We start from the raw sequence: 23,498 nt of genomic DNA, 5'->3' as shown, positions 1-23,498 counted from the left end.
TCCTATCGGCGGGACAGGTGGATGCCTGCAATCATGCAGCGCACGGATCCACCGGCAGTTTCGATTGTCGGAACCGAGAGCGGCAGCGGCGTTGCGCTGGCCTCGATTGTGGCGATTTGTTCAGGGGTAAGCGCGGCGAGCGCCCGGCTGGACAGGGCCAGTACCAGACCGTCGCGACCGCTGAGTTCGATGGCGTTGCCGGCGAACTCGGCGATCTGCTCATGGCTCAGATCAATCACGGTACGACCGCTTTCCTCAAGCCGCGCCTTGACCGTCGCGCGCCGCTCCGGGTCGGTGATCATGTCCAGGCAAATCAGCGCGTAGTTGGTGCCGATGCCCATCAGGACGTTGGTGTGATAGACATCGCGCCCCTCTGCATCCTTTGCCTCGAACACGATGGGTTCATAGTTGAAGTGGGTGCAGAACCGCTCTAGCAGCACGGGATCGGCGCGGTTGGATTTTACCGTATAGGCCACGCGGCCGATGTGGTCCAAAACCATCGCGCCGGTGCCTTCCAGCGCCAGCTTGTCCTGTTCCAGGCCGGAATAGTCGATCACGTCCTGAACCCGGTATTCCTGTTTCAACAGTTCGATGACATCCGCCCGGCGCTCGCGTCTGCGCGATGGGACATACATTGGATAAATCGCGATATGCCCGCCGGGATGGGTCGAGAACCAGTTGTTCGGGAATACACTGTCGGGGGTGTCCAGCTCACCGTGATCGTCGAAGACGTGAACCCTTACTCCGGCATCGCGCAGCTGAGCGACCGCTGTGTCATGTTCCGCGCGCGCCGCGACCGACGGCGCCGCCGTGGGAGTGGCGAGTGTCTGAAATGCATTGTCACCATGCGTCTCGGGATTCGAGGAAAACGCATGAGGCCGGATCATCACAACGGCCGAGGGGGCTTGCAGAGACTGCATCAGAAACTCCGGGTTGGGCGGTCGAAGATGCGGCGGCCCAGCAATGAAGCGGCCAGATCGACCATGAGTTTTGCGGTGCGCCCGCGCTCGTCGAGGAACGGGTTCAACTCGACCAGATCCAGCGAACAGACCAAACCGCTTTCGTGCAGCAGTTCCATCACCAGATGCGCCTCGCGCTCGGTCGCGCCACCGGGGACGGTGGTGCCGACAGCGGGGGCGATGGAAGGGTCAAGGAAATCGACATCCAGCGAGACATGCAGAATGCCGTTGACCGCCCGAACCCGATCCAGAAATGCCATCAGCGGCGCTTTGATCCCGTGTTCGTCGATGCTGCGCATATCGGCCAGCATGGCGTCGTCCTGTTCCAGCCGCGCGCGTTCCGCCGGATCGACCGAGCGCAAGCCGATCATGCCAACGCGGTCGGTTGGTACTGGGGCGGGCACAGGTGGAAAGGCGTCGAATCCGGGTTGACCGGTGAAATAGGCGACAGGTGTGCCATGCAGGTTGCCGCTGCCGGTGCTATCCGGGGTGTGGAAATCGCTATGGGCATCCAGCCAGAGCACGAACAGGGGGCGCCCGATCTGCTCAGCATGGGCGGCCATTCCCGCGACAGTGCCCATAGAAAGGGCATGATCGCCGCCCATGAAGATCGGCAAACCTTGCGGCGCTGTGTCCTGTGCCGTGCGGCTCAGGGCGCTGGTCCAGCCGACCACCTCGGGCAGGGCGAACAGGTGTGTGTGTGCGGGTGTGTCCGTATCGTCCGGGCCGATATTACCAAGGTCGGATACCCGATACCCCAGATTCGCCAACGCCTGATCCAGACCTGCCACGCGGTATGCGTCAGGCCCCATCCGGCAGCCCTGACGCCGTTTGCCTGCGTCCATCGGAACGCCGACCAATATTACGTGTTTGTTGTCCATATGTCTGTTTAGGGCTGCGGGTCGGGTTGCGAGAAGAGGGCAAATTGTTCAAAATGAAACTTAGATACGCAAAGTGAGAAATCATCATGGACGATTTGGACAGCAGACTGTTGAATGCCTTGCACCGGGACGCGCGGGCCTCACTGTCCGAGCTGGCCGAAACGCTTGGGGTCACCCGCACGACGGTGCGGAGTCGGCTGCAGCGTCTGAAGCAATCGGGCGAGATCGTGGGCTTTACCGTCCTGACCCGGCTGGACGTGGCCGAAAGCCCGGTCCGCGGGTTGATGATGCTTGAGATCGAAGGACGTGGCACTGAACGCACGATGGCCCGCATCGCCGCCCTGCGTCAGGTACGCGCCGTGCACACGACCAATGGCAGCTGGGACCTGATCGCCGAAATCGGGACCGAGACCCTGGCCGAACTGGACGAGGTCCTGTTCCAGATCCGGCGGATGGAGGGGATCACCAAGTCCGAGACCAATCTGTTGTTGTCCACGCGCAAGGGCCGCGTCTGATCCGCCCATAGCGCTTTGAGGTTCAAGGAAAATGTGCAAGAGTTCCCCCGCGCGACCCGTGCGCGCGCGGGATCATTGCAGCACCTCAGAGCAGGGAAAAAACATGACCACGCAGGAGACAGGCGAAGAACTCTGGGCCGTACGCTGGGCCGGGCGGGTCACCGGTTTTCTCGAAAAGCCCTTGGTCAGGATTGCGGTGCCGATCCTGGTCACGCTGATCGCGCTGGTGGTGCTGCACGAGCTGTCTCATCACGTGAAATGGGGGGATGTGCAGACGGACGTGGCGAATACCTCGTGGACGTTGCTGTTCGTTGCCTTCTGCTGGACTTGCTTCAGCTTTTTGTCGCTGTCCATGTACGACGTGCTGGCCGTGCAAAGCGTGGCGGATGGAGAGGTGCCTTTGCCTGTCGCAGGCATGGCCGGGGCCAGCGGTTACGCCGTGTCCAACTGCCTTGGGTTTTCTTACATCACCGGCACGGCGATCCGGTATCGCATCTACGCCTCGCTTGGGCTGGACCTGAGCCGGGTCGCGGGCGTCATCGCGACCTCGTGGATCGCGTTCTGGTCAGGGCTGGTTCTGTTGCTGGGCATACTGCTGACCCTGCATCCCGACGGGATTTCAAACGTTCTGCCCATCAGTGACACCGCCGAAACCGTGATCGGTCTGTGCTTGTTGGCGGCGCTTGTGTTCCTGTTCCTCTGGCTTGCAAAAGGGGGGCGCAGGCTGGCCTATGGCGGGATCGGGTTCAATTTGCCCGGTGGCAAGCTGGCTGGCTTGCTGACCCTGGCCGCGATCGGAGACCTGTTTGGCGCCTCGATGGTGCTGTATACACTGATGCCCGATGACCTTGGGGTCGGTTACCCCTATTTCTTCACGATCTTTATCGGGGCGATTGCCGTTGGCATTGTCAGCCACGCACCGGGTGGGATCGGAGCGTTCGAGGCGACGCTGATCGCCGGGTTGGGCGCGTCGGGCCGGTCGGATGTGATCGCTGCCCTGCTGTTGTATCGGTTGGTCTACACCTTCTTGCCCTTCGTTATCGCCAGCCTGTCGATTGCGGTCGCCTCGGCGCTGACGCACCGCCACCATATCAGCGGCGCGGCGACTTGGGCCTATCGCGCGATCCGTCCGGTTGTGCCGATGGTGGCAGCGGGCGTGACCGCGGTTGCAGGGATCATCCTGCTGGTCTCAGGTGCGTTGCCGTCCAGCAGCCAGAACCTCGGCGTGTTGCGGGACTTCCTGCCGTTGTCGTTTGTCGAGGCCTCGCATTTGGCGGGCAGCGCGGTTGGCGTGCTGTTGATCCTTGTATCGCGCGGGCTGTTCCGCAAGCTCTATCGCGCGTGGATCGTGGCGATGTTGCTCATGGTGGCCGGGTTTGTCGCGTCGCTGACCAAGGGGCTGGACACACATGAGGCCATCGGCATGTTGGCCTCGATCGCCGTTCTGGCCACGTTCCGCGGGGCGTTCTACCGCGTCAGCGGGGCCTCGATCTTTCGCCTGAATATCCCGTGGTTGGTCAGCGTCATCGCCTTGCTGGCGGTCATCTTCTGGATTGGGCTGTTCGCCTATTCCCATGTCGAATACCAGAATGCGCTGTGGTGGGAGTTCGCGTGGAACGGCGACGCCTCGCGTTTTTTGCGGTCCAGCCTGGTGGTGGCGGTCATCCTTGGTGTTGTGGCAGTGAACTCGCTGTTCGGGCGGGAAATTCCTCAGTTGCAGCGCACTGAAATCCCTGCGGCCGTGGAACGCTTGGCGCTGGAAAGCGAAGATACCGAGGCGCAGATTTCACTGACCGGAGACAAGCAGTTCCTGATCGCACCGGATGAAAGCGCGTTTCTGGCCTATGCCGATACCGGCAACGCGCTGATCACCAAGGGCGAGCCGGTTGGCGATGAAAAAGCCGGTCAGCAACTGATCTGGCAACTGCGCGAAATGGCGGATCGCGAGGGTAAGCTGTGTGCGTTTTACAGCGTGTCCACCAAATACCTGCCGACCTTCCTGGACCTCGGCCTGTCGATCCTGAAAATCGGTGAGGTCGCGCGGGTGCCGCTGAAAGACTTCTCGCTGGATGGCAAGTCCCGCAAGCGGTTTCGGCAGGCCAAGAACCGGGCCGAGCGTGAAGGCTATGTGTTTGAGGTCATCCCCAAAGAGAAACTGGCCCCGGTCTTGCCCGAACTGCGCAAAATATCCGATGACTGGCTGGCGCAAAAGGCGGGCGAAGAGAAGGGCTTTGCCCTTGGCGGTTTTGATGAAAAATACCTGTCGTACTTTGATCACGCGGTATTGCGGGCAGGCGATACGGGCGAGATCGTCGCCTTCGCCAATCTGTTCCAGGGCGGAAACAAATCCGAACTGTCTCTGGACCTGATGCGGTATGAGCCGGACGGCTCGAATTTCATCATGGACGCTTTGTTTGCCGAGATGATGTCATGGGGTGCCGAGCAGGGGTTCCACTGGTTCTCGCTGGGGGCCGCGCCGTTTTCAGGGATCGAGAACCGCCAGTTGGCCTCATTCTGGAACCGCGTCGGCGGGTTCGTTTATGAGCATGGTGAACAGTTCTACCACTTCGAGGGGCTGCGGTCGTTCAAACAGAAATTCGATCCGGAATGGAGCCCGAACTATCTGGCCAGCCCCGGCGGTCTGGCTGCGCCGCGCGTCCTGTATGAAGTGAACATCCTGATATCCGGTGGGCTGCGCGGCCTGACAAAATAGCTTAGTTCAGGCTCGCCCGCGTCGGTGTTTCCTGCAGCAGATCGCCCCAATCGGTGCGATAGGCCATTTCGGCCAGAACGGTTTCGGGCAGGAATTCCTGATCCTGGCGGATCTGCCAGCCACCACCAAGGCCCTTGTAGACCGCCACGAGGTTGCTGGACACTTGCTGACGCGCCTCGATCAGATTGGCCTGAGACCGCAACAGCGCAGTTTGTGTGTTCAGGATACGGGAATAGTCGGCGATGCCGTCGCGATACTGGTCCACGGCGATCTCGGCAGCTTTGCGCGATGCGGTCACGCTGTTTTCATAGAACCCGACCTGCTTGCGCGACTGGGCATAGGCAACCATCGCGCTCTCGACCTCGGAATAGGCGGTCAAAACGGTGTTCTGGTAATTCGCGATCAGCGCCTGATAGGCCGCGTCCTGTGCACGGACGTTGTTTTTGATCCGGCCATAGTTCAGCACGTTCCAGACCACTCCGGTATTCGCCAGGCTGGTAGTGCTGGCCGAAGAAAACAAATCCCGCCCCCCCGAGGCTTGCAGGCCAATGGACCCCGACAGAATGAACTGCGGGTAAAGATCGGCCATCGCGATCCCCACCTGCGCCGATTGCGTGGCCGCTGCCAGCTCGGCCGCGCGCACGTCCGGGCGGCGGCGCAACAATTCGGCCGGAACACCAACGGCCACGTTGGAGCGGGCCGAGGGGATGCGACCGGAATTGCCCAGCAGGCTGGTCATCCGCGATGGGGTGGTGCCCAGCAACACGGCCAGCGCATTCTTGGCCTGCTGAATGTCGCTTTCGATCTCGGGCACCAGGGCCTTGGTGTTGTTCAGCAGGGCGGTGGATTCCTGCACGTCCAACTCGGTTGTTACACCGTTGTTGAACCGCAATTCTGTCAGCTCCGCAGAAGCTTGTTGCAGCTGAATGTTCTCACGCGCGACCCTCAAAGTTTCCTGCAGCGCGCGGATATTCACATACAGCGCCGCAACATCCCCGGTCAGTGTTACAAGTGCGTCGTCGTAATTAGCCACCTGAAGCGCCAGATTGGACCGCGCCGCCTGAACGCCGCGGCGCTGCTGGCCCCAAACATCCAACTCCCATTGCGCATCGAACCCGACCTGCGAGGTCGAAAACTCGGTATCCAGAGGGATGATCCGTTGGATATCGGAAACTGGCCGAAGATTATCGCTGATCTGCCGCCGCTCGATCGACCCGCCGATGGCCTGCGACTGCGGGTACAGCTCTCCGAACGCGATGCCCAACTGCGCGCGGGCTTGCAGAACGCGGGCACCGGCAACCTGCAGATCAAGGTTCTGGGCATAGGCTTCGGCGATCAGCTTGTTCAGGGTGGGGTCATTGAACGTCTCCCACCATTTTACCACGGGCGCGCTGCGCGAGGTCAGACCGCTGGGCCCGGCGTTGGGGCTGTTGACCTCGATCCATTCCTTCACGACTGGAGAATTCGGGCGCACGAAGTCCGGGCCAACTGGCGTACAGCCGACCAGCAGAGCCGCGCATAGGGCGGTGCCGATCAGTCTGCGGTGAAGCTTGGCCCGGGTCATGTCATGCGTCCTCAGATATCCAGTGGTCGGATGAAGTTGGCGAAGGAGTAAAGGCGGATATTGATGCGCCGCAGGAACTCAAAACTTTTGCCCTGACCGGTGTAGATCGCCACCGCCGCGTGGCCACCGGCAGGGAAGGTGTGACCGTCCGGAATATCGACCGAGATTTGCACAGCGATACGCCCCGGCAGTTTTGGCAGCTCGAACCCGGGCAGGCGACCCGAGGGCAGGTACTGGCCCTGACGTGTCGCCCACCAGATCGCCTCGACCTTGCCGGTGAGAATCTCACCGGGATAGAGGTCCAACGCGACCTCAACCGGTTGACCGACTTCGACGAATTTCAGGTTCTGCTGGCGATAGGTGGCCAGAATGTAGGGGTTATCCTTGGTGACAAAGCTGGCGATTGCCCCCAGACGGATATCCCCTACAACCAGACCCGGTCGGGCCTGTTGCGATACGATCATGCCGTCTTCGGGCGCGTAAATCGTCGTGTTATCAAGGAAGTACCGGGCTTTCTCCAGCTGCGCCTGCGCCTGCAGGATGCCCGTGTTCACGCCGTCAATCTGAGAATCCAGTGCCAGTTGCGCCTTTTCCAGATTGGCTTCGGCCTCTTTGATCTGCGCCTGATCCTCGGTGACCTGTTCGTTCCAGCGGTCCAACTCATCCTGACGTGCACCGCCTGCAGGCACCAGATTTTCATAGCGCGCCTGTTGCGTCAGCGCATAGGCCAGTTGCGCGTTTGCGCGTTCTACGTTTTCCGCGGCGACGATGACATCCTGCTCCAGGATTTTGGCGTTCTGCTCGGCTGCCACCAGTTGCGCGGTGGCCTCCTCGACCTCGAGCGAGAATACGGTGTCGTCAAAGCGGTAGAGCGGGTCGCCCTTTTTGACTTCGGTATTCGGCTCGACCAGCACCTCGGTCAGGATGGTCGGTTCGGTCAGACGCGGCACGATCTGAATGGTCGAGCGGACAACGTGGCTGTCGATTGAAAAGGGTTGAAAGAAGCGCAGTGCCACCAGAAACACCAGCAACAGGTGGGCGCCAATCCAAAAGGTGACGATCCCCCAGGTGATGTTGAATTTCAGCCATTGGACTTTGAAAAAAATGAACCAGACAAAAATGATGTAGAACAGCGTAATGCCGAGGGCGACGAACATAGTCTGAAAATTCCTTTGGCCTTAGCTCTTCTGGGTTCCGTCCGGGTCCAGCGGATCGCGGTATTCTTCGTTTACCGAACCACCCAACCGCTTGATTTCCTTGCGAATGGCGTCTTTTTCGTCATCAGGCGTACGGCGAATATCGACCGTGACGCCATCGTGGAACGCCCACATGAAGGCATGAACCCAAGGGACAACGGCCAGAAACCCCATCCAGCCCATGATCTTGACGGCTTCGGCATGGGGATGGTTGCGTTTGATCGCGATGCGCCCCGGCAGCCCCATGATGAACAGAAACAGCGCCATCACCGCCGCCAGCAGCAATATCAGTGCCACGAATGTCAGATAGTCGTAAAAGCCAAGCGGCTGTCCCAGTAGTCCCATGCTCGTGCCTCCTTTTGGGAAGGTTGTCCCATCCTCAGCCGTTGCCACCCACTTCGTCAATCAATTTGTAGCTGGTGGGAGGGTCCGCGCAAATGCCCGGTCCGCATTCCACTAAGGTCGAGACCGCATTCAGGGCGGCCAGACCAAACATGATGAAAAACGCGGTTTTCGCCAGTGCACTGCCGCCAAAGCGGGGCTGAGGCTCGCTGTCATACTGACGGTCAAACATCAGCATCAGTGCCGTGCCCAGCAGGATCAGGAAAAAGCAGATCGCCGCCCAGGTGTAATAGTGCAGCCCCAGCACGGGCGAGCCGTAATGTCCGGTGCCCGGAACGATGTGCAGCAAGATCTGCCGTACGGCGACGCTGCCGCCAAACAACGCGCCAAGCAGCATTACGCCGTAGTGCCGGGGGCGGGCTCCATATAGCAGGTTCAGCCCCAGACCCACGCCCACGGCAACAAAACCAACCCGCTGCAACAGGCACAAAGGGCAGGGCAGTTCGTAGAGTTTCAATTGATAGAAAAAGGCCAGCAACAGCACCAGACTTACCGCCAACATGCCAAGCGCGTTCAGGGTGCGTGAGAGTTCAGGTGTCATCCGGGCTCTCCTACAACTGGATCGTCAATTGGCTGGTGGCGTGAAATTTCAGCCAATACACACTCAACGCCAGCGTGAAAAAGAACAGCGCATTGGCGGCCGTGGTGCGATTGAAATAGTTCAGGCCCATCGTGGCTGTAAGTAACGCAAATAAAAGCGCTATCATGGCCCGGATCTCCCCTCCCGTGCGACGATTGCAATATGCGCGAGTGTGTCAGGCGACGGCCAATCTGGCAAGAACCCGTGTCAGGGATTCACCTTTAGTGCGAATTATTTAACGTCAACTGCAGAGCTTTATCTGCGTGGTCCATTCATTGCATTTGCGGGCCAGACCGTTGGGCAAGGCGTGATCGGTATAGAACACGTCCACCTCGGACAGTGAAGCAATCCGCGCCGGGGCGGTACGCTGAAACTTGGACTGGTCGGCAACAAGGCAGGTCTTGCGCGCTTGTGAGATGATGGTCTGGCTGACGCGCACTTCCTGAAAATCGAAGTCCAGCAGGTCTCCGTTTATGTCCAGCGCCGAGCAGCCGATGATCGCATAGTCAAACTTGAACTGCTCGATGGTCGAGATCGTCAGGTTGCCGATCAGCCCCCCATCCGAGCGACGCAGCACGCCGCCGGCCATGACGATTTGACAATCCGGGTTTTCGACCAGGATGTTTGCGACGTTCATGTTGTTGGTCACCACCATCAGGTCCTTGTGGCCCAGCAGCTGCCGGGCAACGGCCTCGGTCGAGGTGCCGATGTTCAGAAACACGGACGCTCCGTCCGGTATATCCTGCGCGCAGTGTTGCGCGATGCGCGCCTTTGTATCGGCGTTCAGGGCGCGGCGGTCCTCATACCCGATATTGGACACGCCCGAGCGCAGAACAGCGCCTCCGTGGACACGGTCGAGCTTGCCCATGTCGGCCAGTTCGGACAGGTCGCGGCGGATGGTTTGAACCGTGACCTCGAAGCGCGCGGCCAGGTCTTCGACCATCACGCGGCCGTCCTGTCTGGCGATGTTCAGGATGTCTGACTGGCGAAAGGATAGGGACACGGTTGGCTCCAAGTTGGGTGTGTTCGTTTTTGTTCTGTTTGCCTGAACATTCAACAGCGTGACATCTGAAGACGCAGTAATTGGTGTATTCTGTGACAAAACGAACATAAACGAAAACAAACATTGACGAAACGAGTGACCCCAATATTAATGAGCGCGCGTTTTCCACCAATGGGGAATCATCCGGATATGAAACAGGCACAGGATCAGGTCACCGATCTTTTCATCATCGGCGGCGGCATCAACGGCTGCGGCATTGCGCGTGACGCGGCGGGGCGCGGGCTGTCGGTGACATTGGCCGAGATGAACGATCTGGCTTCGGCGACGTCTTCGGCCTCGACAAAGCTGTTTCATGGTGGGTTGCGGTATCTGGAGTACTTTGAATTCCGCCTTGTGCGTGAGGCGCTGATCGAACGCGAAACCTTGCTGCGTGCCATGCCGCATATCAGTTGGCCGATGCGGTTTGTACTGCCGTATCACGAGGATATGCGGTTCGACTCGGAAACCCCAACCTCGCGTCTGCTCAGCACGGTGATGCCGTGGATGAAGGGGCGCCGCCCTGCGTGGCTGATCCGATTGGGGTTGTTCATGTATGACCATCTGGGCGGGCGTAAAATCCTGCCGGGTACGGATGCGCTGGACCTGAAAACCGCACCCGAGGGACGGCCGCTGCAGGATAAGTTCGAGACGGCCTATGAATACTCGGATTGCTGGATCGAGGATTCCCGTCTGGTTGTCCTAAACGCCCGCGATGCCGAGGCGCGCGGAGCGAATATTTTGGTGCGCACCGAGGTTCTTTCCGCGGAACGTGTGGATGATCTATGGCAAGTGACGCTCCGGGATCGTGACAGCGACGAGACACGTGTGGTTCGTGCCAGAATGCTGATCAACGCCGGCGGCCCGTGGGTCGGCGACATCATCCAGACCAAAATCCACGTGAACTCGCGCGAAGGCGTTCGGCTGGTGCGCGGCAGCCATATCGTGACCCGCAGGGTGTTCGATCACGACAAATGCTATTTCTTTCAGGGTGAGGATGGCCGCATCATTTTTGCCATTCCTTATGAGCGCGACTTCACCCTGATCGGCACCACGGATCAGGACCATTCGAACCCGTCCGAACCTCCGGTCTGTACTGAGGCTGAGCAGGATTATCTGTGTACCTTTGCGACGAAATACTTCAAGAAACCGGTAACTCGCGAGGATATCGTCTGGACCTACTCCGGCGTGCGGCCTCTGTACGATGACGGGGCCAGCAGCGCGACCGCTGCTACGCGGGACTACACGCTGAAGGTCGACGCACAGGGCGGAGCGCCCGTTCTGAATGTCTTTGGCGGCAAGATCACGACCTACAGGCGGCTGGCCGAGAGTGCGCTGGAAAAAGTGGCCGAGCATTTCGCCGACTTGCCCGGCCCTTGGACTGCGGGTGTTGCTTTGCCCGGTGGGGATTTCCCTGTCGATGGGGTGCAGGATCTTGTGGCCGGACTTGAAGCTGATTTCAATTTTCTGGACCGCGCCTGGGCTGAACGTCTTGTGCGCGCCTATGGTACCGAAGCCCGTGCTATTCTGGGGGATGCGAAATCCGCGGACGAATTGGGCGAGGATTTTGGCGCCACGCTGACCGCGCGAGAGCTGGAATGGCTGATGGACAAGGAATACGCCCGCAAAGCCGAGGACGTGATCTGGCGCCGCAACAAGCTGGGCCTGCGGCTGACTGCCGGTCAGATTGCCCGGATCGAAGACTGGATGTCGCAGCGCAGCGCGCAAGCTGCTGCCTAAGATAAAAGCCCCGCCGGTCTGGCGGGGCTTTTCTTTGATTTATGCCGCTTCCTCGGAAGGGCCGGGATCGTTCTTGGTACCCTTGATCCACTCCCTGAGGCTTTGCATCAGAGCATAGAGAACCGGTACCAGAATGACGCCGACCAGCGTGGCCGCCAGCATGCCTCCGAACACGGCGACGCCGATGGCTTTCTGGCTGGCCGCACCCGCACCGCTGGCCGCCAGCAACGGCACAACACCAAGCAGGAAGGACAGCGCGGTCATCATCACCGCGCGGAAACGCTGGTAAGCAGCCTCTGCTGCGGCGTCCTTGATCGACAGGCCATTGGCCCGCTGCTCCATCGCGAACTCAACGATCAGAATGCCGTTTTTCGAAGCCAGCCCCACAAGCATGATCATCCCGATCTGCGTATAGAGGTTGATGTCGCTGCCCACGATGGCCACGGCGGCCACCGCCCCGAACAGGGCGACGATCACCGATAGCAGGATCGAAACCGGCATCGTCCAGCTTTCATATTGACCGACAAGGAACAGATAACCGAACAGGATCGCCAGCCCCAGAATGACGATCACGAGGCTGCCAGAGGCCAGCTGCTGCTGCGCCGTCCCGGTCCATTCGAACGCATAGCCCGGGGGCAGGGCGGTGGCCGATTCCTCGGTCATGACGTTGATCGCATCGCCGGTGGACAGCCCCGGTGCAGGAACCGCCGTCACGGTTGCCGAGCGGAACAGGTTGTGGCGTTTCAGCAGGACCGGACCCAGCACATTTTCAACATCGACCAGCGTGCCCAGTGGAACCATTTCCCCCTTTGTCGAACGCACGTAAAGGTTCGAGATATCTTCGACGTTATCGCGATAGCTGCCGTCCGCCTGGATCATTACGCGATAGACCCGACCGAATAGGTTGAAGTCGTTCACGTAGTACGATCCCAACTGCGCCTGCATGGTCTGGAACACCTCGGCCACGGACACTTGCAGTGTCTTGGCTTTTTCGCGGTCCAGATCGACGAAGAGCTGCGGCACGTTTGCGCGGAAGGTGGTATAGGCCTGCCCGATCTCGGGCCGCTGGTTCGCCGCATAGACGAACGATCCGACGGCTGACGCCAGATCCTGAGGTGATCCGCCCCCGGTTTGCTGGACCTCCATCTCGACACCGGCAGACATGCCCAAGCCCTGAATGGGCGGTGGGTTGAAGGCCACGATCGAGGCTGCGGACTCGCCATAAGCGATGGCCAGGACCTTTTGCAGGATCGCGTCGGCGCTCAGGTCGTCTTCCTGACGCTCATCCCAGTTGTCGAGGTTCACAAAGATCGCAGCGCCGTTGGTCGTGGTGCCGTTCAGGATCGAGAAGCCATTGACCAGAACGGTACTGGCCACGCCGGGAATTTGCTGAATCTGCTCGTCGACCCGGGCCGAGACGACCTCGGTACGTTCGAGTGTCGCCGCGTCGGGCAGCTGAATATCGACAAACAGATAGCCGTTATCCTCCAGTGGCAGGAACCCGCTGGAGGTGTTGGACATGATGGTCCCGGTGCCCATCGCCAGCGCGGCGATGACCCCAAGGCCAATGACCGGCAGGATCAGCAGTTTGCGTACGATGGCCACATACCCGCCGCGGATGGTGCCGATGAAATTCTCAAACACCGCCAACAGCCCCTTTGGCGGACCCGAGCGGGCACGCAGAACCAGCCCGCACAAGGCCGGTGACAGGGTCAGCGCGTTGATCGACGAGATCACAACAGCGGTCGAGATTGTCACCGCGAATTGCGAATACAGACGCCCCGAGATGCCCGGCATGAAGGTCACCGGCACGAACACGGCCAGCAGAACCAGCGTGGTCGCAATGACGGGGCCGGTGATCTGACCCATGGCCTTGCGGGTGGCCTCGGCAGGGGGCAGCCCCTCGTCGGCAATGATCCGTTCGACGTTTTCAACCACGACAATGGCGTCATCCACCACGATCCCGATAGCCAGAACCAGCGCAAACAATGAGATCGTGTTCAGCGACATGCCGAAGAGCAGCAGGAATGCGAACGTTCCGATCAGAGAAACCGGGATCGCAACTGCTGGAATGATCGTTGCACGCCAACTGCCAAGGAAGATGAATACAACCGTTATCACCAGGGTGAAGGTCATGATCAGGGTCGTGACCACGTCATTCAGGGATTGTTCCACAAAGTCGGTGGTGTTGAAGGGGACGGCAAATTCCACATCCGTGGGGAAGCTGCGCGACAGGCGGTCAAGTTCCGCCTGGACCCGTTCTGACACAGCCAGCGCGTTGGCGCCGGGGGCCTGATAGATGCCGATGACAGTAGCCGGAACACTGTCAAAGAAACCGGAGGCCGCATAATACTCCGCACCCAGTTCCACCCGAGCGATATCCTTGACCCGTACGATTGAACCGGCCTCACCGGTCCGAATGACGATCTCACCGAATTCATCGGCCGAGGTCAGGCGACCCTTGGTTTTGATAGTGTACTGAAACGTCTGCCCCTCGGGTACCGGGGGCGCACCGATCGAGCCGGCTGATACTTCGACGTTCTGCTCGCGAATGGCGTTGATCACGTCGCCGGGGGTGATAGACAGGGCAGCCATCTGATCCGGGTCCATCCAGATCCGCATGGCGTATTCCAGATTGGTCAGAACGTCCGCGCGACCGACACCCTGAATCCGCGCCAGCGCGTCTTTCAGGTTGATCGAGGCATAGTTCGACAGAAACACACTGTCATAGGTGCCGTTTGGTGAGGTCAGCGTGACCAGCAACAGCATGTTGGTCGACGCCTTCTGCGTGACCACGCCCGAGGATGTCACCTCGGTCGGCAGCGAGGACATCGCCTGCGCCACGCGGTTCTGCACGTTGACCGAGGCGATATCGGGATCGGTGCCAACCTCGAACGTGATGTTCAGCGAGTAGGAACCGTTATCCGACGAGGTGGACGTCATATAGATCATGTCGTCCACACCGTTCACCTGCGCCTCGATCGGGGCGGCGACGGTGTTTTCCACGGTCTCGGCGTTGGCGCCGGTATATGTGGTGGTTACACTGACCACCGGTGGCGTGATGTCCGGGAACTGGGCGACCGGCAAGACCAGATACCCGATCCCGCCCATGATTGTCAGGACAAGCGAAATAACAAGCGCCAGCTTGGGCCGGCTGATGAACAGGGCAGAGAACATCTGTTACTCTCCCGGCTGCTCAGAGGCCACGACCGCATCCACGGCCACGCCCGGACGAACCCTTTGCAGGCCTTCTACGATGACGCTTTCGCCCTCGCGCAATCCTTCCTTGACGATGATCGCAGAGTCGACGGTGTCGCCGGTGGTGATATAACGCTGTTCGACCATCTGCTTGTCATTCACAACCAGCACAAATTCGCCTCTCTGGTCACGTTGCAAAGCTGCCTGAGGGATCAGGACCTCGAGCGTGGGTTCCAGCGCTTCGATACGCACGTTCAGAAAGGCTCCGTCGACGATCAGCCTGTTGGCGTTGTCGAATTCGGCCCGCATCGTGATGGCGCCGGTCAGAGGGTCGATCCGGTTGTCGACAAAGACGATCTTGCCGGTCTCACCCAGTTCCGTTCCGTTCGGCAGGGTCACGCGGACATTCGGGCTTTTTTCGCTTTCAGCCAGGGATGAAGCGTTTTCACCAACAGTTTGAAGAACCGTCGTAAACTGCTTTTCGTTCAGGGAAAAATTGACATAGATCGGGGCCTCGCTGACGATATTGACCAGCGGAGGATTGGTTGGCCCGACCACGTCGCCGACACTGATTGCAACCCGGCCGATGCGGCCCGAAAAAGGCGCGTGGATCTTGGTGTAGCTCAGGTCCAGCTGTGCTTGCTGGATGGCGGCCTTGGCGGCTTTGACCTCGGCCTCGGCAACCAGTTCGTTGGCGCGGGCGATGTCGCGTTCGGACTCGGGCGTGGCGTCGCGTTGGTATAGTTCTTCCTTCCGGGCCAGTTCGACCTTGGCGAGTTCCAGACTGGCTTCGGCCCGGTCCAGATCGGCATTGCGGGCTTCCAGCGTTGCCTCATAAAGGTCTGGCTCAATGGTGAACAGGATGTCACCTTGCTGGACCAGCGCACCGTCTTCGACGTCCTGGCTTTCCAGAAAGCCGCTGACGCGCGCCACGATGTCGGCTTTGTCCAGCGCTTCGGCCCGCCCGATGAATACGGCCTCATCGGTGATTTCCTGCGTATAGGCCGCAGCGATCGACACTTTGGGCGGTGGCGCGTCGCCTTGATCCTGTGCGAGGGCCGCATGCGCCATGCCCATATAGACCAAGGCCGCAACGGCTGGCCCGAAGAGGCGGGATGTAGAATTCTTCAATGCAAGGGACATGGCAGGCGCCTCGTTAAAATTGCGGATTTTGCGCCAAGGCAGACTAACCGCCCCGACGAGTCGACTGAATTCTTGGTCAGGATGGCGGTTTTGCGCGTATATCTCAAGCTTCTTGAATGCGAATTAACAGTTCTGCTCTGGAGAATTTTTCGCGCCATAAGGCGAACTTAGGCCGATTTTCTTAAGTTCGCTTCACCAGAATTTGGCCGCGGCAACGAAAACGGGGGCCGCGCTGGCCCCCGTTTCCTTGTTCCATTTTCAGCGTTCGATCAGTCGCGCGTTCCGGCAAATCGGGTCTGCCAGTCTTCGCGCTGCTCGTCAGTGATTTTCGCGAACAGGACATCCGGCACCGAGAATTCATGACCGGCGGGCAGGGCATTGAGTGCGGCCGCAACATCCTCGGGCCAGCTTGTATCCATCGTGTTCATCGCGCTCAGCATTTTGGCCGAGGTTTCGGGGATGAACGGGGCGCTGAGAACGGCATAGAGACGGATCAGGTTCAGGCCCAGACGCACCTGTGCCGCGGCTTGTTCCGGGTCGGTCTTGAAGGTCGACCACGGGGCCGCGGCCTGCAGGTATTCGTTGCCAGCCACCCAGATCGCCCGCAATTCCTGCGCGGATTTGCGGACCTCCATCGCCTCCATATGCCCTTCATAGGCGCGGACGCGTTTGGTGAGTTCTTCGATCAGCGCCTGTTCGCGTTCGCCATAGCTACCGCCTTCGGGTACGGCTTCGCCGAATTTCGAGCGGCAGAACTTGGTGATCCGGCTGACAAAGTTGCCCAGCACGTCGGCGAGGTCCTTGTTCACCGATTGTTGGAAGTTCTCCCACGTGAACTCGCTGTCGCTGCTTTCGGGCGCATGGCTCAGCAGCCACCAGCGCCAGAAGTCGGCGGGCAGGATGTCCAGCGCCTGATCCATGAACACGCCACGGCCCTGAGAGGTCGAAAACTGACCGCCGTCATAGTTCAGGTAGTTGAACGATTTCAGGTGATCGACCATCTTCCACGGCTCACCCGAGCCCAGAATGGTGGCCGGGAAGGACAGGGTGTGGAACGGCACGTTATCCTTGCCCATGAACTGGACATAGCGCACATCGTCGGCGCCCTTGTCGGTGCGCCACCAGCGTTCCCAATCTGCGTCGGTCTTGCCGTTTGCGTCGGCCCACTCCTTGGCGCAGGCAATGTATTCGATGGGTGCGTCAAACCAGACGTAGAAGACCTTGCCTTCCATGCCGGGCCAGTCCTGATCGCCTTTCTTGACCGGCACACCCCAATCCAGATCGCGGGTGATGCCACGGTCCTGCAAGCCGTCGCCGTCATGCAACCATTTCTTGGCGATTGAGGTGGTCAGGATCGGCCAGTCGGTCTTGCTGTCGATCCAGGCGTCCAGTTGATCCTTCATTGCGGATTGGCGCAGATACAGGTGCTTGGTCTCGCGCACCTCAAGATCGGTCGATCCGCTGATCGCGCTGCGGGGTTCGATCAGATCGGTCGGGTCCAATTGCTTGGTGCAATTCTCGCACTGGTCGCCACGCGCACGTTCGTAACCGCAGTTGGGGCAGGTGCCCTCGATATAGCGATCCGGCAGGAACCGGCCATCGGCATTGGAATAGACCTGTTTCTCGCTGACCTCGCGGATCAATCCGGCATCGTCCAGCTTGCCCGCAAAATGCTGGGTCAGTTTCTTGTTCTGTTCGCTGGACGACCGACCAAAGTGATCAAAGCTCAGCCCGAACCGGTTGGCGATGTCGGACTGAACGCCGTGCATCTCGGCACAATACTCGGCCACCGGTTTGTCAGCCTTGGCGGCAGCCAGTTCCGCAGGGGTGCCGTGTTCGTCGGTGGCACACAGGAACATGACCTCATTCCCCCGGCCACGCTGATAGCGCGCATACAGGTCGGCAGGCAATTGCGAGCCGATCAGGTTGCCGAGGTGCTTGATCCCGTTGATGTAAGGGATCGCCGAGGTGATGAGAATCCGAGCCATTTTGCGTTTCCACGTATCTATCTGCGCGCCCGTCTACCTTATGTCACCGGCCAGCAAAACCCCGCTTTCGCCGGTAAACGCCCGAAACGACGGATAAGTGTAGGGCCGACGTGATCTTCGCGTGATGGTCCCTGAGCGTGTATGATGGGAGTGCATATTTTTGAGGGGGGATAAAATGAAGCTATTCTTGGTTCATCGCCTGATGCAGGTGTCCGCAATTTTCTGTCTGACCATGGTCCTGACGCCGCGCCTTCAGGCAGATCAGGGCGACGCCATGGATGCGATTGGCAGCTTTGACAAAGCGATGCTTTCGATTTTTCACCGGGGGCAGGACGCACTGACTTTGCAAACACGCCCGGTCATGGTGATCGCTCGGGATGTGACGGTCCTGTCCGAGGATGGTCAGGTGTCGTTTCCAAGGGACGCGCCAAACTATCTGATTTTCAAATCCACATCCCATGTTCTTCTGGGGATCATCGGCGCCGTTACACCGTGGCCCCAAGAAGATGCTGATGGTGCAAGATGGAAAAAGGATTTTGCATCCATCGCACAGGAAATCGATACGCTTTTGCCGTGGTTAGAGAAGCTCGATCTGCCTAAAGAGCAGATTGCCCGGCAAAGACAGATGCTTGAGGCCGCGCGAAGCTTTACCAGTACGGCGGTGCAGCGCGGGACCCTTACGCGGCAGGACGTCTCAAACGCGATCAATGACATGCGCCCCATCTGGGCGGCCAACATGCGCCACGCGGCGCGGGCCGAGCTTGCCGCGTTACACAAGGCCGTATCTGGCGCGCGTGCAGCAGTCAGCGAAGAGGTGTGGGACGAAATGTATGTCGTTCACCACGGCGGGTCCAATGTGACCGGGGTCAATGTCGTCGAACTGTATCTGGAGCGCGTGATGCCGCAGAAAGTCGCGGCAGGTCAGGTCATGTTTGCCGAAAATGCGCATGGCAACAAGGCGATGGCCGATTTCGTCGGTTATGAGAGGATGCAACGTCTTGTTGGCGCTTGGGCGTTCGGAGATGCGGGGCGTATGGAAGTTGACCTTCTGGGTTATGAAGCGGGCGCACTCCTTGATGAAATGATCCCGTCCTCTCCGCCGCCAGAATAGTCTTTGGGTCTCTATTCCTCGCGCGATCGTTTCAGCAGCCGCCCAATGGTGAACGAGGTGCGTGGCGCATAGACGTAGTTGGTCCGCTCGTCCGGCGTTGGGCGCGAGCGCATTCGGGCCACACCGAATACGATCAGCCCCAGATGCCCGACGGCCACAAAGGCAAACAGGGCGCCCGGACCAAATTGCTGGATCAACGTAGAGGACACATAAGGCGAGGCGATTGCCCCCAGTGCGTACCAGAACATCAGTGCTGCCGACAGTTCGACGCGCTGTTCGGTGGTGGCAAAGTCATTTGCGTGCGCCGACGACAGGGAAAAGATCGGAAAGGTCGTCAGTCCAAAGAGCCCGGCAGCCAGCATCACGCCCAGCGTACCCGCACCGCTGGCGGCCATGGTCACACCACAGCTCAGCACTGCGGCTGCAGAAAGCCAGATCAGCACCCAGCGCCGGTCATATTTGTCGGCCAGCCACCCCAGCGGGTATTGCGCCAAGGCACCACCCAGAACAAATGATGCCAGGAAGAACGCGATCTGATCCACGCCCAGACCGACCTCTTGCCCGTAGACCGGCCCGACCATTCGAAAAGACGCGGAACTGAGCGCCGCGACAATCACCCCGGCCACGGCCAGGGGTGAACACTGCCATGCCAGCCGGGGGCGCAGCCTCGGCGCGTTTGGGGTTTTGGGTTGGCTGGCACGGGTCAGTGTCAGCGGCAATAACGAGGCGCAACATAGGATTGCCAACAGGTTGTAGGACACGTACGAGGCGGGCGGCAGCACTGCGATGATCAACTGCGCCCCCAGTGATGCCCCCATATCTACGAACCGATATGTCCCCATGGCCCGCCCGCGGTTTTCGTTGGTGACTTTGGCGTTCAGCCAGGCCTCGATCACGGTATAGCTGCCGGCAACGCATGTGCCCGACGCGATCCGCAAAAGGGCCCATAGATAGGGGTTGTCGGTCAGCGTGTGACCGATCAGCCCCATCGCCCCCAGGGCTGTACAGACGGCAAAGGCCCGCGAGTGGCCAACATTCCCCATCAACCGTGGGGCCCACCAGCAGCCGATGAAAAAGCCAAGGAAATGCGATGATCCCAACAGACCGATCTGCTCGGTCGTGAATTCCAGTGTAAAGCCTGAAATGGCATCCAGCGGTCCAACGCCGCCGGTGGAAAGCTGCAGTAGAATGACGGAAAGAAAAAGGGCGGCAAAGGAAATGATCGTGCGCATGATGGGCTTAGCTTTACCCAATATGCCGGTAATGCGCGCGCCTTATCGACGCCGTGGCGTCGTTTTTTGGCTATTCGGCCCGTTTGATTTCTGCTCGGATGTCCAGCCTGACGGTATCCTGCACCAGATCAGCAAATCCCGAGGCGCCGAAATCGTGACGGTTCAGCGCGCCGGTCAGGCGGATGGACAGCATGTCCAAATTGTCCGAGGCGCTGCCGGAGGGGCGGAAGAGGTCGGCTTGCAGAGCAATCGGTTTCGTGACGTCGCGCAGGGTCAGATCGCCGGTGATTTTCGCCCCGCGCGAGATCCGCCCGCCTTCACCCAGCTGCACCCCGGTCGATACGAAATGAATGGTTGGAAATCGCGCGACATCCAGAACACCAGCGCTCAGCATCGCGTTTCGGGCAAACGGCAATCTGGTGCGAGCTTCGGCGGCGTTCAGGGTGACGCTGACGCGGCTGTTGGTCAGATTGCTCAGATCGATCCGGATATCCGCGGACTGGATCGGCATAGTGCCGGATTGGGCAAGGCCCGACAGGTCGAAGGTAAAGTCAACGGATGTGCCCTTGGGTACCAGCACGTAAGGGCTTAGGTCCGCATGGGCCGGGCGGGTCAGGGGCAGGGCGGCCAACCCGGCCAGAAGCGTGCGCCGGGTCAGGTGTGTCATGCTGCGGCCTCCTGCCTGCGGGGGCGCGAACGGCTCAGCAACACCAGCAGGATGGCAATGTTCAGGCCGTTCCAGAGGATGCCGTTGATGAAGGCCAGTTGGTAATTGCCGGTCACATCGTAAATCCAGCCGGACATCCAGCCGCCCAAGGCCATACCCATGATGGTCATCATCATGACAAAGCCCACGCGGGCGCCGGCCTCTTGCGGGGGCATGTATTCGCGGACCACCAGCGCATAGCTGGGCACGATCCCGCCCTGTGCCAGTCCGAACAGCAGGCTGATGACATAAAGCGAGACCATCCCGTCATAGGGGAGGAACAGGAACAGGGCGATACATTGCAGGACCGAACCGATCAGCAGGGTCATCACCCCGCCCAGCTTGTCGGCCACAAGGCCCGAAATCACTCGGCTGACCACCCCGCCCAGCAGCATCAGCGACAACATCTCGGCGCCGACCGCCGGGCCGTATCCCAGACCAACGCAATAAGACACGATATGAACCTGCGGCATCGACATGGCCACGCAGCAGCCGATCCCGGCCAGGCCTAGAATGTATTGCAGGGCGCGCGGTGATATGCCGACGCTGCGGGCGTTGATCTGAGCACTGGCGGCGGCGGTGCTGTGCGCCTCGACCGGGACCTGACGGCGCAGAAGAAGGGACAGGGGAATGACGACCACCAAGGTTATCACGGCCAGCGTCAGATAGACCTGCTGCCACCCATCGCGGGCCAGAATGCCGGACAAGAGGGTGGGCCAGATCGCCCCGGACAGGTAATTCCCGCTGGCCACCAGCGCCACTGCAATCCCGCGCCGCCGCATGAACCAATGTGAGATATCGGCGATCAGCGGCCCGAACCCGATGGACGTCCCCAGCCCCAGCAACAGATGCGCCACCGACAGCAGCAGAATGTTTGGCGCCCATGTTGCCAGCAGGTAGCTGACCGCGCTCAGCATGGCGGCGCCGATCAGCGCTTTGGTTACGCCCAGCCGGTCGACCATCTGCCCCAGCCACATGTTCCCCAGCGCAAAGCCGATCATCGCCAGCACATAGGGCAGAGAAGCCTCGGCCCGTCCGGCCCCGAACTGAGCCTCAACCGCGGGCATTACTACGATCACCGCCCACATGCCCACATTCGCCACCGTAGCGATGGCGAGCGTGATCAGAAGGCGAAGCCAGGAATAGCGGCTGTCATGGATCGGGTGGCTCATTCGGAAACGCTAGGGCCGGGGCGGGGCTTTGGCCAGTCACATGTTTTGTGATCGGCGTGAGGTGTCACACCAAAACATCTTCCACCTCGGTCCGTTGCAGGTTCAGCCCGGCGCGCGGTTTGGTTTGGGTTGCCTGCCAACTGATCGGGGGCAGGGCGCGGGCGCGGCGGCGGGTCAGGGTCCAGCGGCGGACCTCTGCCTGATGGGTCGCGGCCATGTGCCAGCGGGTCTCAACCCCTTGCGCGCCGCCATCGCCGGGCGTCAGCAACAATCCCAGCGGAGCCCGCCCCAGCGCGCCGCCCTGTTCGGCGGCCAGATGCATCCGCCGCACCGGCGTCAGGCCGGGTGCGCCGGGCAGGTCGCCGATGATCAGTGGAATCGCGCCGCTACGCAGCGCCTCTTCCATGCACCACAGCAGATCCTCGGCGCGGGTGGGGCGGACGAACAGGAAGCGGGCCGGATCGGCAAAGGGCATCATCCCGTCGGGGTTCAACTGGCCGGGCTCCCACGCGGGCGAAATCCACAGCACCGGCCCTTGTGCCTGACCCGCCAGCCACATGGCAAAGCTGCGCCGGGCAGGGCCGCAGGCCTCGTGCAGGCGGCCCAGTTGCAGGGTGATCTGCGGATGCAGGGCCAGCCCCGGCACCTTACGTGCGGGTTTGCGGCCAAGAAGGTTTGTAGACATGCGGCCAGCCTAGCATGTTCTCACTTTGTTCTCAATGCGGGAATGCCGTTGCGAACCCTTTATCGAGACAGGATCAGGCGGCCGTCTGTAAACTGGATGCTCGAGAACCGGTGCAGGTAGTCCATGCCCAGCAAAGACTGACGCAAATCGCCTTCGTTGACCCAGGCTGCAACGCCGCGGTCGGTGATCGGGCCCAGCTCAAGAGTGTCCAGCCGGATAGGTGCGGTGCGGACCTCTCCGTTCGCGGTCGACGCGCGACCGAGGTAATTCAGCTGGTCGGGGTCGACCCCAATACGCCGGGCATCCTGTTCGCTGAACACAATCTGGCTGGCACCGGTATCGACGAGGAAGGTGATCGGCTCTCCGTTCACCAGAACGGACAGGTAGTAGTGGCCGTCATAGGCGCGGGGAACTTCGATGGTCTCGCCGGTGACGGTCATCTGCGGGACGGGACCCATGGTCGAGCGGATGTCTCCCCACAGGCCGACAGCCGCGATGGCGCCAATGAAGATGAACACCCAGGCCATGGCCTGTTGCAGAGTTTTGTTCAGGGATTGGCGGTTTTGCGAGATAAACCATGCAACAACAGCCGTGCCAAGCACGACCAGATAAACCATCCGTCCAATGTTGTCGCCGTCCATACCATTACCCTTACCGAATTCACTTTAAGGTAT

General features: G+C 60.3%; 20 protein-coding genes. 4 read left to right on the top strand and 16 right to left on the bottom strand.

All coding sequences use genetic code 11. From position 1 onward, the window contains the following. Positions 1–2: 2 nt before the first annotated feature. Entirely contained in the window at positions 3–920 is a 918-nt protein-coding gene (gene ctlX, locus ACR0NT_RS01995; RefSeq protein ID WP_170671121.1) for a citrulline utilization hydrolase CtlX, read from the bottom strand. Next, complete coding sequence (gene rocF, locus ACR0NT_RS01990; RefSeq protein ID WP_170442073.1) at positions 920–1,840, bottom strand: arginase; 921 nt, start codon at positions 1,838–1,840, stop codon at positions 920–922. The genes ctlX and rocF overlap by 1 nt, the downstream gene beginning before the upstream one ends. Before the next feature lie 86 nt (positions 1,841–1,926). Between rocF and ACR0NT_RS01985 the strand changes: the two genes are divergently transcribed. Together ACR0NT_RS01985 and mprF are read left to right on the top strand one after the other, a co-directional pair. Further along, a complete protein-coding gene (locus ACR0NT_RS01985) occupies positions 1,927–2,355 on the top strand; it encodes an Lrp/AsnC family transcriptional regulator (protein ID WP_170671123.1) in 429 nt (142 codons plus the stop codon). Between the two features lie 103 nt (positions 2,356–2,458). Further along, a complete protein-coding gene (mprF, locus tag ACR0NT_RS01980) occupies positions 2,459–5,068 on the top strand; it encodes a bifunctional lysylphosphatidylglycerol flippase/synthetase MprF (protein WP_170671126.1) in 2,610 nt (869 codons plus the stop codon). A 1-nt stretch (position 5,069) separates the two neighbouring features. Here the strand turns inward: mprF and ACR0NT_RS01975 are convergent, their stop codons facing one another. The 6 genes from ACR0NT_RS01975 to ACR0NT_RS01950 all read right to left on the bottom strand — a co-directional run bounded on the left by ACR0NT_RS01975 (position 5,070) and on the right by ACR0NT_RS01950 (position 9,813). Next, positions 5,070–6,632, bottom strand: coding sequence for an efflux transporter outer membrane subunit (locus ACR0NT_RS01975; RefSeq protein ID WP_170671128.1), 1,563 nt, complete (start codon positions 6,630–6,632; stop codon positions 5,070–5,072). Positions 6,633–6,643: 11 nt separating this feature from the next. Next, entirely contained in the window at positions 6,644–7,789 is a 1,146-nt protein-coding gene (locus ACR0NT_RS01970; protein ID WP_170671129.1) for an HlyD family secretion protein, read from the bottom strand. A gap of 21 nt (positions 7,790–7,810) precedes the next feature. Beyond that, the gene (locus tag ACR0NT_RS01965) at positions 7,811–8,173 is read right to left on the bottom strand and encodes a DUF3302 domain-containing protein (protein WP_170442085.1); all 363 of its coding nucleotides are present in this window, start codon (positions 8,171–8,173) and stop codon (positions 7,811–7,813) included. A 34-nt stretch (positions 8,174–8,207) separates the two neighbouring features. Then, on the bottom strand, positions 8,208–8,771 hold the full coding sequence (locus tag ACR0NT_RS01960; protein WP_170671130.1) for a disulfide bond formation protein B: 564 nt from the start codon (positions 8,769–8,771) through the stop codon (positions 8,208–8,210). Positions 8,772–8,781: 10 nt separating this feature from the next. Next, positions 8,782–8,937, bottom strand: a complete 156-nt coding sequence (locus ACR0NT_RS01955) for a DUF5993 family protein (RefSeq protein ID WP_170442091.1) — start codon at positions 8,935–8,937, stop codon at positions 8,782–8,784. Between the two features lie 114 nt (positions 8,938–9,051). Then, positions 9,052–9,813, bottom strand: coding sequence for a DeoR/GlpR family DNA-binding transcription regulator (locus ACR0NT_RS01950; RefSeq protein ID WP_170671131.1), 762 nt, complete (start codon positions 9,811–9,813; stop codon positions 9,052–9,054). Positions 9,814–10,002: 189 nt separating this feature from the next. On the opposite strand from ACR0NT_RS01950, the gene glpD reads away from it, so the two are divergent. Beyond that, complete coding sequence (gene glpD / locus ACR0NT_RS01945; protein WP_170442097.1) at positions 10,003–11,589, top strand: glycerol-3-phosphate dehydrogenase; 1,587 nt, start codon at positions 10,003–10,005, stop codon at positions 11,587–11,589. 39 nt (positions 11,590–11,628) lie between these two features. Here glpD and ACR0NT_RS01940 read toward each other — a convergent pair whose 3' ends face one another. The 3 genes from ACR0NT_RS01940 to metG form a co-directional block, all read right to left on the bottom strand. Further along, the gene (locus ACR0NT_RS01940; RefSeq protein WP_170442100.1) at positions 11,629–14,766 is read right to left on the bottom strand and encodes an efflux RND transporter permease subunit; all 3,138 of its coding nucleotides are present in this window, start codon (positions 14,764–14,766) and stop codon (positions 11,629–11,631) included. A 3-nt stretch (positions 14,767–14,769) separates the two neighbouring features. Continuing rightward, complete coding sequence (locus ACR0NT_RS01935) at positions 14,770–15,930, bottom strand: efflux RND transporter periplasmic adaptor subunit (RefSeq protein ID WP_170442103.1); 1,161 nt, start codon at positions 15,928–15,930, stop codon at positions 14,770–14,772. A gap of 269 nt (positions 15,931–16,199) precedes the next feature. Further along, positions 16,200–17,918 carry a methionine--tRNA ligase gene (gene metG, locus ACR0NT_RS01930; RefSeq protein WP_170442106.1) on the bottom strand — a complete coding sequence of 573 codons (1,719 nt, stop codon included), beginning with the start codon at positions 17,916–17,918 and terminating at the stop codon, positions 16,200–16,202. Positions 17,919–18,093: 175 nt separating this feature from the next. Between metG and ACR0NT_RS01925 the strand changes: the two genes are divergently transcribed. After that, complete coding sequence (locus ACR0NT_RS01925; RefSeq protein WP_170671134.1) at positions 18,094–19,029, top strand: hypothetical protein; 936 nt, start codon at positions 18,094–18,096, stop codon at positions 19,027–19,029. An 11-nt stretch (positions 19,030–19,040) separates the two neighbouring features. On the opposite strand, the gene ACR0NT_RS01920 is transcribed toward ACR0NT_RS01925, so the two are convergent. From ACR0NT_RS01920 to ACR0NT_RS01900, 5 genes are all read right to left on the bottom strand, one after another. Next, entirely contained in the window at positions 19,041–20,261 is a 1,221-nt protein-coding gene (locus ACR0NT_RS01920; protein WP_170442112.1) for an MFS transporter, read from the bottom strand. A gap of 70 nt (positions 20,262–20,331) precedes the next feature. Next, positions 20,332–20,928 carry a YceI family protein gene (locus tag ACR0NT_RS01915; RefSeq protein WP_170671136.1) on the bottom strand — a complete coding sequence of 199 codons (597 nt, stop codon included), beginning with the start codon at positions 20,926–20,928 and terminating at the stop codon, positions 20,332–20,334. Continuing rightward, positions 20,925–22,139 (bottom strand): MFS transporter, encoded by a 1,215-nt coding sequence (locus ACR0NT_RS01910; protein WP_170671138.1) that lies wholly within the window; start codon positions 22,137–22,139, stop codon positions 20,925–20,927. Before ACR0NT_RS01910 ends, ACR0NT_RS01915 begins: the two co-directional genes overlap by 4 nt. A gap of 64 nt (positions 22,140–22,203) precedes the next feature. Then, a complete protein-coding gene (locus ACR0NT_RS01905; protein WP_170442121.1) occupies positions 22,204–22,824 on the bottom strand; it encodes a hypothetical protein in 621 nt (206 codons plus the stop codon). 59 nt (positions 22,825–22,883) lie between these two features. Beyond that, entirely contained in the window at positions 22,884–23,465 is a 582-nt protein-coding gene (locus ACR0NT_RS01900; protein WP_170442124.1) for a TIGR02281 family clan AA aspartic protease, read from the bottom strand. Positions 23,466–23,498 lie beyond the last annotated feature (33 nt).

The organism is Ruegeria sp. AB10 (assembly GCF_056542745.1).
The sequence above is the reverse complement of the archived record's forward strand: the minus strand, read 5'-3'. Positions and strand labels throughout refer to the sequence as shown.